12 protein-coding genes are annotated in these 14,069 nt (G+C 37.2%); 6 read left to right on the top strand and 6 right to left on the bottom strand.

Going from position 1 to position 14,069, the window contains the following annotated elements; genetic code table 11:
* Positions 1–23 precede the first annotated feature (23 nt).
* Complete coding sequence (locus BLR30_RS02825) at positions 24–1,130, bottom strand: Mrp/NBP35 family ATP-binding protein (protein WP_089854369.1); 1,107 nt, start codon at positions 1,128–1,130, stop codon at positions 24–26.
* 129 nt (positions 1,131–1,259) lie between these two features.
* Between BLR30_RS02825 and BLR30_RS02820 the strand changes: the two genes are divergently transcribed.
* Positions 1,260–4,061 carry a GH92 family glycosyl hydrolase gene (locus tag BLR30_RS02820; protein WP_089854366.1) on the top strand — a complete coding sequence of 934 codons (2,802 nt, stop codon included), beginning with the start codon at positions 1,260–1,262 and terminating at the stop codon, positions 4,059–4,061.
* Between the two features lie 154 nt (positions 4,062–4,215).
* Here BLR30_RS02820 and BLR30_RS02815 read toward each other — a convergent pair whose 3' ends face one another.
* The 3 genes from BLR30_RS02815 to BLR30_RS02805 form a co-directional block, all read right to left on the bottom strand.
* Positions 4,216–4,803, bottom strand: coding sequence for a hypothetical protein (locus BLR30_RS02815; protein WP_089854363.1), 588 nt, complete (start codon positions 4,801–4,803; stop codon positions 4,216–4,218).
* Positions 4,804–5,060: 257 nt separating this feature from the next.
* On the bottom strand, positions 5,061–6,290 hold the full coding sequence (locus BLR30_RS02810; RefSeq protein WP_139164573.1) for a PorV/PorQ family protein: 1,230 nt from the start codon (positions 6,288–6,290) through the stop codon (positions 5,061–5,063).
* A 13-nt stretch (positions 6,291–6,303) separates the two neighbouring features.
* Positions 6,304–7,644 (bottom strand): DUF4270 family protein, encoded by a 1,341-nt coding sequence (locus tag BLR30_RS02805; RefSeq protein WP_175443586.1) that lies wholly within the window; start codon positions 7,642–7,644, stop codon positions 6,304–6,306.
* A gap of 227 nt (positions 7,645–7,871) precedes the next feature.
* Between BLR30_RS02805 and BLR30_RS02800 the strand changes: the two genes are divergently transcribed.
* The 4 genes from BLR30_RS02800 to BLR30_RS02785 all read left to right on the top strand — a co-directional run bounded on the left by BLR30_RS02800 (position 7,872) and on the right by BLR30_RS02785 (position 10,984).
* Positions 7,872–8,855 carry a Kelch repeat-containing protein gene (locus BLR30_RS02800; protein WP_089854354.1) on the top strand — a complete coding sequence of 328 codons (984 nt, stop codon included), beginning with the start codon at positions 7,872–7,874 and terminating at the stop codon, positions 8,853–8,855.
* Positions 8,842–9,150, top strand: coding sequence for a DUF4907 domain-containing protein (locus BLR30_RS02795; RefSeq protein WP_175443585.1), 309 nt, complete (start codon positions 8,842–8,844; stop codon positions 9,148–9,150). Before BLR30_RS02800 ends, BLR30_RS02795 begins: the two co-directional genes overlap by 14 nt.
* A 76-nt stretch (positions 9,151–9,226) precedes the next feature.
* On the top strand, positions 9,227–10,270 hold the full coding sequence (locus BLR30_RS02790) for a sensor histidine kinase (protein ID WP_089854348.1): 1,044 nt from the start codon (positions 9,227–9,229) through the stop codon (positions 10,268–10,270).
* Positions 10,271–10,273: 3 nt separating this feature from the next.
* Entirely contained in the window at positions 10,274–10,984 is a 711-nt protein-coding gene (locus BLR30_RS02785) for a LytR/AlgR family response regulator transcription factor (RefSeq protein WP_089854346.1), read from the top strand.
* A gap of 656 nt (positions 10,985–11,640) precedes the next feature.
* Here the strand turns inward: BLR30_RS02785 and BLR30_RS02780 are convergent.
* Both BLR30_RS02780 and BLR30_RS02775 read right to left on the bottom strand, forming a co-directional pair.
* On the bottom strand, positions 11,641–11,844 hold the full coding sequence (locus tag BLR30_RS02780; protein WP_175443584.1) for a hypothetical protein: 204 nt from the start codon (positions 11,842–11,844) through the stop codon (positions 11,641–11,643).
* Positions 11,845–12,102: 258 nt separating this feature from the next.
* Positions 12,103–13,353 carry a dicarboxylate/amino acid:cation symporter gene (locus BLR30_RS02775; protein ID WP_089854343.1) on the bottom strand — a complete coding sequence of 417 codons (1,251 nt, stop codon included), beginning with the start codon at positions 13,351–13,353 and terminating at the stop codon, positions 12,103–12,105.
* Positions 13,354–13,573: 220 nt separating this feature from the next.
* On the opposite strand from BLR30_RS02775, the gene BLR30_RS02770 reads away from it, so the two are divergent.
* The gene (locus BLR30_RS02770) at positions 13,574–14,068 is read left to right on the top strand and encodes a BON domain-containing protein (RefSeq protein WP_089854340.1); all 495 of its coding nucleotides are present in this window, start codon (positions 13,574–13,576) and stop codon (positions 14,066–14,068) included.
* The last annotated feature ends 1 nt before the right edge of the window (position 14,069 follow it).

The raw sequence follows: 14,069 nt of genomic DNA, 5'->3' as shown, positions 1-14,069 counted from the left end.
GGTTTTTTCAATTATTGAAAATATTATTTCGCTTTTGGTGAGCATCCTGCCATCGTAGTGATCTTAACAGCTTCCGTAGGAGGAAGGTTTTTATTTCTTTCCACAAGACTCTCCACCATATTTCTTGCCGTTTCCGTATAGATCTCTGAAATCTTGGAGTTCTCCTGCAGCGCCGCTGGTCTACCAACGTCCCCCGCTTCTCTGATACTCTGGATAAGAGGAATTTCTCCCAACACAGGTATTCCAAGATCTTCAGCCATATATTGCGCTCCCTGCTTACCAAAAATGTAATATTTATTATCTGGTAATTCTTCCGGTGTAAAATACGCCATATTTTCTATTAATCCAAGAACAGGAATATTAATGCTCTCCATCTGGAACATAGCAATACCTTTTCTTACATCCGCCAAAGCGACATGTTGAGGCGTACTTACGATCACAGCACCCGTCACAGGAACTTCCTGAATAATCGAAAGGTGAATATCACCCGTTCCCGGAGGAAGATCGATCAGCAGGAAATCCAATTCTCCCCATGCAGCATCCCGAATCATCTGGTTTAATGCTTTTGAAGCCATCGGCCCTCTCCAGACTACCGCCTGATTGGCTCCTGAAAAATATCCGATGGAAAGCATTTTCACGCCATAATTTTCAATGGGTTTCATCAAATTTTTTCCGTCGATTTCTACAGAGATCGGCTTTTGTCCTTCCGTATCAAACATGGTAGGAACTGAAGGTCCATAAATGTCTGCATCTAATAAACCAACTTTAAAGCCCATTTTAGCTAATGTAACTGCCATATTTGCAGAAACCGTAGACTTTCCTACCCCTCCTTTTCCGGAAGCAATAGCTATAATATTCTGAATTCCATGGATTTGCTTTCCTTTAATCTGGCTCTGCTGAATTTCGCTCGGCTCCGGAGAAACGATTTTCAATTTAAGGTTGATATCTTCACCAAACTCGCTGGCAAAAGCCTGTTTCATCGCAGCTTCAAGCTTTTTCTTTTCGTGCATGGCTGGCGAATGAGCTGTCATGTCAATATATACATCATTGCCCATGATCTGAAGATTGTTCACCAAATCATCAACTTCTATCTCTTTAAGGAAATCCTGAACCTTTTCTTTCGTCAACATAAAACTAATAAAATTGTTTACAAATTTACGAAAAATTAACCTATTTAGAATAAGTAAAGAGACTGATAGATATTTTCTTTTGGATAACGTAATTTTATAGTATTTTAGGGAAATTTTAATTTATATCTAATGAAAAGAATATTAATCGTTCTTTTAGGAATTATTTTTCATAATGCATTTTCACAAAATTATTCGCAATATGTAAATCCATTTATCGGAACAGGCGGTCATGGACACACCTTTCCGGGAGCTACTGTTCCTTTCGGAATGGTGCAACTTTCTCCGGATACAAGAATCGACGGAAGTTGGGATGGCTGCAGCGGATATCATTATTCAGATTCAGTGATTTACGGATTTTCGCATACACACCTCAATGGAACTGGAGTATCGGATTATGGAGACATTATGCTGATGCCGACGATGGGGAAACCAAGCCTTACCCCAAAAGAATATTCATCAAAATTTTCCCATAAGAACGAAAAAGCTACGGCAGGATTTTATTCGGTAAAATTAGATAAACATAATATTGACGTAAAATTAACAACAACAAAAAGAGTCGGTTATCATGAATATACATTCAACAATGCGGGAACTGCCAATATTATTTTAGACCTAAATCACAGAGATAAATTATTAGAAGGTGAAGTTAAAATCATCGATGACAAAACCATCGAAGTTTTCCGTAGAAGTGAAGCGTGGGCGACCAACCAATACATTTATGCAAGAATTGAATTTTCAAAACCGTTGAAAATCTCGAAAAAATTGGCGAACGGAAAAAATGAAGCGAATCTTATTACAGGAACAAAACTCGCCTTAGCTTTTTCAGCTAACGTTAAAAAAGGAGAGAAAATTCTTGTAAAAGTATCAATCTCCTCGACAGGTTATGAAGGCGCAGGAAAAAATATGCTGGCAGAAGGTAAATCGAATGACTTTGAAGCCGTAAGGAAACAAGCTGTAGCAGACTGGAATAAAGAACTGTCGAAAATAGAAGTTAAATCTTCCGATAAAGATAAACTGACCGTTTTCTACACCGCTATGTATCATGTTTTCACACAGCCCAACATTTATATGGATGTCGACGGAAAATACAGAGGCCGCGACAATAAATTCTATATGGCCAATGGCTTTGATTACTACACTGTTTTTTCACTTTGGGATACTTTCCGGGGTGCACATCCGCTGATGACTTTAATTGACAGAAAAAGAACGGCTGATTTCATCAATACTTTTATTAAACAATACGAGCAGGGCGGAAAGCTGCCGGTATGGGAACTGGCTTCCAATGAAACGGAATGTATGATAGGTTATCACTCAGTTTCTGTGATTGCAGATGCTATGGCGAAAGGAATTACAGGATTTGATTACGAAAAAGCTTTTGAAGCATCAAAACATTCTGCCATGCTTCATATTTTCGGTTTAAATGCATATAAGCAAAATAACTTCATCAGTATTGATGATGAACATGAAAGCGTTTCCAAAACGGTAGAATATGCTTATGACGACTGGTGTATTGCCCAAATGGCTAAAATTTTAGGCAAAAAAGAAGATTACCAGTATTTCATGAAACGTTCCCAGAACTGGAAAAATCTTTACAATCCTAAAAACGGATTTATGCAGCCGAGAAAAAACGGAAACTGGTATGAGCCGTTTGACCCGAGAGAAGTAAACAACAATTATACGGAAGGAAACTCATGGCATTACTCCTACTCTGTTCAGCAGGATATTCCGGGACTTATTGCAGCGCATGGAGGAAAAGAAAAATTTGAACAGTTTATTGATGGTATTTTCGCAGCACCGGATAAAACAACCGGCAGAGAACAGGTAGATATCACCGGGCTGATCGGACAATACGCTCAGGGAAATGAGCCAAGTCACCATATTGCTTATCTCTATAATTATGTCGACAAACCTGAAAAAACAGATGCAAAAATTAAATTCATCCTCGATAATTATTATAAAAATGCACCTGACGGACTTATCGGAAATGAAGACTGCGGACAAATGAGCGCATGGTACATTCTCAGTTCCATAGGAATCTATTCTGTAACGCCGGGACTGCCGGAATGGCAAACTACGAAGCCGTATTTTGATGAGGTTAAAATTCATCTGGAAGATGGAACCACAAGAACGATCACCAAAAATACAAGCAGAGATGAGCTTAAAAAACTTGGTTTTGAAAACGTGAAATCTTTTAAAGATTTTAAATATGATGAACTCACAGCATCGCCAGTAATTTCAGCAGCAAGAATTTTTGATCTGAATACGAAAGTGGAAATCACGGCATTAAATCCCGAAGATAAAATTTATTACATAACGCTCGATGAGGGAGATGCCAATGTAAGAAAGATGTTTACCGTTTATAAAGGGCCGTTTACCATCACAAAAACAACGCAGATTGCAGCGTATGCCGAAAGAAATGGTGAAAAAAGTTCGATTGTAAGAGCTAACTCCAACAGGAGACCCAATAACTGGGATATTACAGTAAATTCCACTCCTACTGCTCAATATACAGCAAGTGGAAAATTATCCCTAATCGATGGCATCAACGGCGATACCAACTGGCGAAAAGGAGAATGGCTGGGCTATCAGGGACAGACTTTTGAAGCGATTATCGATATGAAATCTCCACAACAGTTTACCCAATTGTCATCAACTTATCTTCAGGACAGCAGAGCCTGGATTTTAATGCCTAAAAAAGTGGAATATTACGTTTCCAACAACGGCAAAGATTACATTTTACTGAAAACGGTAGAAAATACAATCGATCCTAAAGACGAAAACGTTCAGGTAAAAGACTTTTCCGCTGAGGTTTTACCGACACAGGCTCGTTTTCTGAAAGTAAAAGCCTATCATTTCGGGAAGCTTCCGGAGTGGCACCAGGGAGCCGGCGGAGACGCATATATTTTTATTGATGAAATTTCTGTAAAATAAATTTATTCAGATAAAAAAGGAGACTTCTATTGTAGTAGTCTCCTTATTATTTATAGATGATCGTAGCAATGTAGCATTACCATTTACAAAGTTTCTGCTCCGTAAAGTATTTGATCGTCTTTTATATTTCGTTTAAATGACAAATAAAAAGGCATTAATTTCCTAATTTCCACTTTCCATTTTCTTTTTTAAACATCAATCCGAACGAACCATATATTCTACCTTTAGATTTCGGAATATCGATTCTCATATAAGCTCTTTCTTTCCATTTATCAAAAAGAACCCTGTAAAATTTAAAATGACCTAAATAATCATCATCTTTTATTGGCCTATTAATCCTTTTTCTGTTTTCCAAAGATTTTATTTTACTGAAATCTATTAAAATTGACGGATCATTATTTTCGAAAATATCATTATAATGCAGGTAATCCCATGTGTTTTTGGGCAGATTTGCGGTATAAAGAGTATCAGACATGGAAAATGTGTATCGTCGGTCTTTCATTCTCTCATCTATGATATCCAGTGCCTCACTTGAACTTACTCTTTCCTGCCCCATGATTTTAGAAATCTCTTTGGGATCTATTGCCTTAAAGACACATTTATTTATTGCAATGTTCAGAATTTCATATTCTTCTTTACTCGATGAGGTACAGGAACAAAAAAGAGTAAATAATAGTATGAAAAAATATCCTTTATGTATTTCTCTTTTAAGATTGTCGGCAACTATTTGTATTGTCTTCATTGTATATTTAATTTCTACAGAATGTCATGTCACTCATGAGCAAATATACAAAATGATTTTACTGCGTTATTTCCGCTTTATCTACTTTAAATATGAGATTTATTCGATAGAAATTTCATTCCAAATCAATTTCACAAAAAACCCCTTCCGGATGTTCCGAAAGGGATTTGGGTGGCAACGCTATCAACCATTCAACATGATCTTCTTCATTTCTTGAATAACATCGCCGGTATTGTTGTTTTAAAAATAAGCACTTTTTAATCCAGATAACGTTTCTTAAACCATGTATCAAGAAAATTCATACTGAGAGTAAGCATATGATAATGTTCTTTGATGGAAACATTTTTCTGAAGTCCGTGAATTCCGTAGCCGTAACCAACATTTAGATTAACCTTATTTAAGGGAACTCCCAAACCTACCGTAGCTTCCAGCTTATCGATCCTGACATTATTAATCTTATAATAGCCCGTGTCGTAATTTAATCCAAGACGGTATGTAAATGCCTCCGAAATGCTTTCAAAACTTTTTTTCGCAGGAAGCATTTCAAAACCTAAACCATACACATTCTGCCGGTAATATTGCTCCGACGTTTCTGTATTTTTCACTTTATCCCAATTGCTTTGGATGAAATCGAAAGTCATTCTATATCTTTCCTTTGCTAAAATGGAAAGTCCGGCTCCCATTTCCAGAGGAAGCGATGAATCTTTTGAAGAAAGTTTTGAGGTCAGCGTATTGGTATAATCCTGATTCTCGGTGTAAGAAACTTCTCTTTTGGAAACCAGTTTGCTTCCGAAATTTACAATTCCTCCCAGGGTAAGCTGAAAATTATCTGTAAAATTTTTCTTATACTGTGTTCCTAAATTATAACTAAAACCTGTATAGCGTACACTTCGGCTGATTTCTACTTCAGATGTTGTGGAAATGGTTTCTTTACGCACAATAGTTCCGAAGTTATTTTTCACTTTCCCTCCAAAACTCCAGTTATCATTCAGTTTATAAGCCAGACTTATCCCCCAGTTTGTAAGTCCACCGCTTCCTTCATAAGTCACAGGATATTCCAGGGCGGTTCCTTCAATCGGGATCGTAGAAGAAATTTTATAATCTGAAGAAGTTGCCGGTTGTATGTTTATACCGACAAAAGCTTTTTTTGAAAGCCGCAAAGCCGCACTGAAGTTTGTAAAATTGGAATTCAGTCTTTTATCAGATCCCAAATTGCTGGAAATTGTATTGTACTTCAAAATTCCACTTACATTAAAGATGACATTTCTGGAAGTAATAGCTGTCATTGAGGCCGGGTTTTTAGAATTGATATAATCAGGTGCCTCCAGCGCAATTCCTGTATTTCCCAGCGAAATATTCCGTGTATCATCAACATTATTGAACCCTCCGATTCCAAAATAAGAGTAAGGCGATGAGTTCTGAGCGTACAATCCCGATGCAAAAACGCACGAGAACAGTGTACATATTGTTATTTTATTTTTATTCATAAATTATTCTGCATTAATATCCCAGCATATAGATCTTCAGCTTCGCAGGATTTGTTTTATTTTTAGCATCTCCGAAAACTGTTTTCCCACAAAGAACATCGGCATAAGAAGACGGATAAATAAGCGTGTTATGATTGGAGCTTGTGGTTTCCGTTAAAATACTGTTTACATATGTTCTCATGGAAAAATTGTAAGTATGTTCGTTTTGAAACTCACTGCTGTCTGATAAACTTGTGGTGATTTCGGTACTTCCGTCGGAAGTGTAATTGCTGACAAGATGATTCAGTTTGTCGCCGACATAATAGTAAAGCGGACTTGGATTATAGAAATTATTTGAATAATATCCTGCTACAGGACTTACTGATAACGTAGCATCAATGATTTTATAATTTTCATATAAATTCTTTAATGATTTCAGATAAGGAATTTCCACTTTGGTATAGACACCGATTCCTGCCATAAGATAGGTCTTATTTCCAAGGCTTGTTGACGGAATAGAATTTTGGGGTGTAAGATTTGCCAATTCGGATCCTGTAAAGTCACTTGAAATTTTATTGTATTGAAGAGTGGTGCTCGGACTCAAATCTAATGTATATTTCACAAGTTCGGTTCCGTTTTGAGATGTTGTATGATAGTACATTCTTACCACATTAGAGACTTTCTCTTTTGTGCTTTTATTGATCTGAACCTCATAAAGAGAATTAATTCCGAAACGCAGCATCGCATTATTTTCGGATGAAGGAACAAGCGCCAGGCCTTTATAAAAGTTCAGGAAATATTCCTGATTGGTAACATCGCTGTTTTTTAATGTATTGAAAAGTGCCTGCCCATAAGACTGATTGAGCTTAATTTTTACATAGCTGCTGTCTGTATTAGGTCTTGGATAGAATTCTGCATTTCCGATGGAATTCGAAGAATAATTAAAGTTACTTTTATTGTAAAGGTATCCGTTGTTAAGTTTTATCCTGTCTGTCAAGGGATGAACAGCCAATTTGTAAGTTTTCAGGGTATCTCCGTAGTAGAAATCTGTGTTGGTAAGATACATGACCAGGGAATCATAAACCGCAGTGGAAGGTGATGATAAACTATAGCTTGAAGGAGTAAGCTCAAAAAGAGAAGAAGAAGTCACTTTTCCGAAAGTCTGGTCTTGAATGTTTCCGATCATCATTACTCTTTTCCCGGAGGTTATCGTAGAGTCCATCATGATGGTAGACATTTTCATCGTAAGCGTATCGATCATTACAATTTTCGACTGTGCATCCATCCAGGAACTTCCTACTTCATACGTATTGCTTTCATCTTCACAGGAAAATAAAAACATCAACGAAATACATAATAACAGATATTTATACATCTTTTTTTGCGCAAACATATAATGAAGATATAACGGGCTAAAATTTATTCTTCCTTTTGCTGTTAGTTGTAGACAACAGCTATGTTTGATTAGATATCTGCCGATTTTTTCCGCATCACGAATCCGTCAATAAAATCGCTTCATCTGACTATAAAAAACCGGCATTCGTCTAAAAAATTTTCAGAATACCTCAGAATGGAATTCATTTGCACAAAAAAGAATGAATAATGAATGGTAAACTTTCAATCTTAGCCCTCACTCTTGTAGGAACATTTTTAGCAGTAAGCTGTAGTAATGACGATGATGACGATGAACTCATAGGAAACTGGGTAAGGGTCTCGGATCTGGACGGTAAACCCCGTTCTAACGCCTCTGCATTTGTTGTAAGCGGAAAGGGATATATTACCGGTGGTTATGACGGAGAATTTTATTACAATGACCTGTGGAGCTACGACCCAAATGTAAATGCATGGACCCAGAAAGCAGATTTTCCGGGATCAAAAAGAAGTTCTGCCGTGGGTTTTGCCACCAATTCATACGGATATGTAGGCACAGGATATGACGGACTAAACAAATTAAAAGATTTTTATAAGTATGATCCTTCCTCAAATTCATGGACGCAGATCGAGGATTTTCCGGGAACAGCAAGATATGCAGCTTTGGCTTTCGGAATTGATAATAAAGGATATGTAGGTACTGGATACGATGGAAGCGAATTGAAAGATTTTTACAAGTATGACGAATCTTCGTCATCGTGGAGCAGCATCAACAGTCTGGGAGGCTCTAAAAGAAGAGACGGAGCAGCCTTCGTCATCAATAATATTGCGTATGTGGGATTCGGGAGCAATAACGGAAGCCTGGTATCAGATTTCTGGGCATTTGATCCCGGATCGGAAACATGGACCAGAAAAGTTGATACAAGTAATGATGATGATACCCAAAACAGAACTTCACCAGCTGCATTTGCAGCCAATGGACTGGGATATGTAGCAACAGGCTCTACAAGCGGTGTCGGAAATACAACCTGGGAATACGATCCTTCTACTAATGACTGGACGCAACGAACATCCTTTGAGGGATCGTCAAGAGAAAGTGCCTGTGCATTTTCAATAGGAAACTATGGCTATGTTCTTACCGGAAATAGTGGTTCTTCTTATTTTGATGATATTTGGGTATTCCACCCTAACGAAAGCGAAAATGATGACGACTAAAATTTTCTTCAGGATATTCTTTTCATCGGCAATCTTACTCGTGGGCTGTGAGAAAAAAAACAATACCTTTGATGTAAAGATTACAAAACAAAAGTCAGGATACGGATATCAAATACTGAAAGAAAAAAAAGTTCTTATAAATCAACCTTTTATTCCTGCAATACAGGGGGAAAAGACATTTAAAAATGAAACAGACGCACAGAAAACCGGCCTGCTTGTTATTAAAAAAATAACAAAACGAACGCTCCCAAGAATTTCTATACATGAACTGGATTCTATGAAGATAGCGTATTAGATGCTTTAATTACAATGAAAATTCCTTCAATATTTTGTATTGAGGGAATTTGTGTACCCTATAAAAAGAAAGCTTTATGACAGCATTTTTTAAACAAATAAAAACAACATACATCTATCACTGGATTATCTGGATCATTCTTATATTTTTTAAGCTGATTATGGATTACTCTGTTTTCGGCAATCTTTTTCTGCTGATGAATATAAAGCTGTTCATTATCGCTATCATATTATTTTATATCAATTATTACCTGGTTCTGCCTTTTATCATTCGTCAGACTCCAACGAGAATCATTATTATCACCGTTTCACTGATTGCGGTGTATGTAGCACTTATGATTTTTTTCCTGCCTCCGATGCCAAAGCATATGCCCATGTCACCCAAAGATTTTCCGAAGAAAGGAAAAATGATTCCTTTCCAGAACGGGATAAGCTTATATGATATTTTTTTCAGAATCGGAATTTTCTCAATCGTATTCAGCACTCTTCTTTTCTTTTTAGACAAATGGGTGGAAAACGGAAAGAAAATTAAAGCCCTGGAGTTTGAAAGACAATCCAGTGAACTTAAAATTCTGCGGGAACAGATCAATCCGCATTTCTTTTTTAATGCCCTGAACAGTATTTATTCACTATCCATCACTAAATCTAAAGATACGCCGAGGGTGATTTTGATTTTGTCGGATATCATGCGCTATGTTCTTAATAATAAAAACGGGTATAAGAATAATCTGAATGATGAAATTTCCAATATTAAAAAGTACATTGAGATACAATCTATCCGTTTCAATAAATTCAACAATATGAATTATGAATTTTATGGTAACTTTGAATCGTATGAGATTGAACCTCTTCTGCTTTTAACATTTGTAGAAAATGCTTTTAAGTACGCCGATCTAAAGAAAGGGCCACTGGATATCAAAATTTATATGCAAAATGGGTTATTGGATTTCCGGGTTACCAATTTTTATGAGAAGAAAAATTTTGAAGAGAACAATGACAGCAAGCTGGGGATAGAAAATACAAAAATGAAACTAAATCTTCTTTATCCCGATAAATATCAGCTTGATATTGAAGACAACGGCTCAGAATACAGTGTAAATTTAAAACTTCAACTGAATTAAAAAATGAATTGCATAATCGTAGACGATGAAGAACTGGCTCATCACGTTATTGAAGAATATATATCACGGATTCCGCTTCTGAACCTGGTAAAAAACTGCTATGATATCCCCGAAACCATACAGACACTGCAAACGGAAAATGTTGATCTTATATTTCTTGACATCAATCTTCCGAATATTTCCGGAATAGAATTTTTAAAAAGTTTCAGTAAACTTCCTGATGTCATTATTACGACTGCATATGACGACTGCGCCGTACAGGGCTTCGAAATGGATGTTACCGACTATCTGCTGAAGCCTTTCTCTTTTGAAAGATTTCTGAAAGCAGTATATAAAAGTTATAACAAGCTGAATAACTCTAAAATAATACACGAAAAAAATGCACAATCTCTGTTTAATGAATCATTTATTTTCGTGCGTTCCAACAATGAAGATGTAAAACTTAATCTCAGTGAAATTACCCGCATCAATGCGCTGAAAGATTATATCATTATCTACACGGAAAACCGAAAACTGATTGTCCATCAGACCATGAAATCCATCATGGAAAAAATCAACTCAGAAAATTTCATCAGGGTTCACAATTCCCATATCATTTCGCTCCAGCATCTTCAAAGTATAGGAAAAAACAATCTGATGATAGGAAATGAGAGAATTCCCATCAGCGAAAAATATAAAGTCTATTTAAATAAAGTCGTAGAAAAGTATAAGTAATGATCTTATTTACAACGCTGCTCTGTCATTCTGAACGTAGTAAAGCGGAGTGAAGAATCTCTCTGCATTTATTAACGCAACGTTCGCAAGAGGTATTTACTGTACGCATATTCTTTCGAGCACAAAGGTACTTCGGCAGGCTCAGCATAAACTATAACGCTCAGCAAATGATAGCAACTCTTAATAAAGTCTCGGTAGCTGAGTGGAGCTGAAGCTACTACTATTTTACAACTTTTTGTCATTCCGTAGGAATCTCGGCATAGCTGTTAAAGTTAACATGGAAAGATTCGGGATTAGATCCCTATGGGATGACAGGGGAACGTATTGGAATCCGTTAAATGGTTGCTAAGCGGAGCCGAAGCCATCAAGATCCTTCCATTCTAAAACACTAAAACTCTAGTCCTGCAAATGCGGCTGAGCGGAGTCGAAGCCAAAACTCCGGCCGGGACCCAAAACCCAAACCGGAGTTTATTCATACTATAAAATTATCCTGCTAAAGACAGTCGGTTTTCGAGAGGTGTTCTCATCGGTCGATGAGAACACCTTATCACGCTCGAGATAACCTTCTTATCTCGACCGATGAGAGACCCTTGTGTCGGGCGACGAAAGCATCTCTCGGAAAATAGAGACCTAAACGCTATGCTACCGTCAGTATTTTATCGTGAATAGCATTTCTGGGGGATTTCTTTTAAAAACTGCCGGATGGCAAAAAGGTCTTCCGATTTCCTGAAAGTTTCTTTGGAAGTATCTATATTTTGAATTACCTCACTGATCTTTTCAATTTCTTCATCCGAAAAAATATTGTTGATTATGGTAAAGCCTTTTTCTTGTATTGAATCTTTATGATTTTGTAAATTCATTTTTATAGTTTATTCTGGAGAATAGTTTAAAACACAAAGATGCAAAGATTTCTTTCAATGATTGAGAATATTTACGGGTGTTTTTCTAGCCCTGATCGAACGGTATGTTTGAGCTTTTTTTGTTTATTCTGCGGCGGCTTTGCCGCCGCAGAATAAACAAAAAAGCGAGTAGTGAGAGCAGGAAATAGCTCCTAAAAAAATGGTCAATAATGAATATTCACTATTGACCATTCACCAGCTAAAGCTGAAATTTATATTTTACAGATTTCCTCCATGATTGTCAAGCTGACCTTCCCATTTGGAGACCGCTGAGGTAGCCAGCGCATTTCCCAAAACGTTGGTCATACTTCTTCCCATATCGCAGAAATGGTCGATCGGTAAGATTAAAGCGATTCCTTCCGGCGGAATTCCGAACATGGAACAGGTAGCCACGATGATAACAAGTGAAGCTCTTGGCACGCCCGCAATTCCTTTTGAAGTGAGCATTAATACCAAAAGCATCGTGATCTGCTGACCTAGGGTCATTTCAATACCGTAGATCTGGGCAATAAAAATAGATGCGAACGTCATATACATCATACTTCCGTCCAGATTAAAAGAATACCCCAAAGGTAAAATGAATGAAACTACTCTGTTATTACATCCGAATCTTTCTAATTCTTCCACCAGTTTCGGAAAAACCGCCTCTGAACTTGTTGTTGAAAAAGCGATCAGTAATGGTTCTTTAATTCTTCTCAACAACTCAAAAAGCCTGTTGCCGATGATTAAATACCCTACGATTAAAAGCACCAGCCAAAGAATACCCAAGGCAAAAAAGAAGTCCCTGAGATAAATGGCATATACTTTAAAAATATCAAAACCATTGGTTGCTACCACTGCAGCAATAGCGCCCAACACCCCGAGCGGCGCAAACCACATGATATATCCTACCATTTTAAGAATTCCGTGTGCTACAATATCAAACAATTTTACTACAGGCTGCGCATATTCGTCGCCCAAATTAGCCAAAGCAACCCCAAACATGATCGAGAAAACAACGATCTGCAAAACTTCATTGGTGGCAAAAGCTTCAAACACACTTTTGGGAATAACATGTTTTACAAAATCTTCCATTGAAAAACCTTTGCTGCTTTTCAATAGCTCTTCTGCTGAAGCAGCGTCCTGAATCGGAAGTTTTGTAACGTGACCAGGCTCCAGCCAGTTGACCAGCATAAGCCCTATGAAAAGAGATACCAGAGATGCAGAAATAAACCACAGCATGGCTTTAGTCCCTACCCTTCCGATCATTTTGATATCGCTCATCTTGGCAATTCCCACCACCAGAGTGGTAAATACCAGAGGAGCAATAATCATCTGTACGAGCCGGATAAAAACAGTTCCTAAAAGCTTTATATTTTTAGAAAAAGGTTCTGCACTTTCAGGATACTGTATATGTACAAATCCGCCGATTGCTACACCCAGGATAAGTGCAATGACAATAGCTATAAATAATTTATTCTGTCCTTTCATATCTATAATTCAAGTTTGGCAAATATAATATTTTTACAATTGCTGCCAAGCCTATCTCATTCAGATCGATTTTATATAATAATTCTGTTAAAACTAATTTTTATTTCCACCATAATTGTATGACATCTAGAATATTTTAATAAAACTGATGTAGTTTTTATGTTTTGGTATAAATTTTACTGCTAGATTTAAGCATACTAACAAATCAAAATATACTACTATGAAAAAAACTATCGCAATGGCTGCACTGGCTGTAGCCGTGTCTTTCGGATCGGTTTCATGTAAAAAGAAAGTTTCTGACGCTGATCTTCAAACTCAGGCTACTACGGTGGTAACTTCTAATCCCGGGGCTTCCGTGGAAGTAAAAGACGGTGTTGCGCACCTGAGCGGTACTTTTGAATCCCAAGAGGCAAAAGATGCCATGATTAATCAGCTTAAAGCTATTAATGGAATTAAAGATGTTCACGATATGGCTACTGTAGCTCCTGCTACCCCAACTGCTACAACTCCGGTAGAAACACAATCGGCCGTAGATCCTGCTGTACAGCAGAAAGTAAAAGATGCGGTAAAGGATATTCCGGGAGTAAATGTTGAAGTAATCAATGGAGAACTGACCCTTACCGGAAATATTTCTTCTTCAGATGCAAGAAAGGTTAAAGAATCCGTAGATGCCTTAAAAGTAGGAAAAGTAAACTATAACTATACCGTAAAATAAG

Source organism: Chryseobacterium taeanense, from assembly GCF_900099685.1.
GTDB classification, from domain to species: Bacteria; Bacteroidota; Bacteroidia; order Flavobacteriales; family Weeksellaceae; genus Chryseobacterium; species Chryseobacterium taeanense.
The sequence above is the reverse complement of the archived record's forward strand: the minus strand, read 5'-3'. Positions and strand labels throughout refer to the sequence as shown.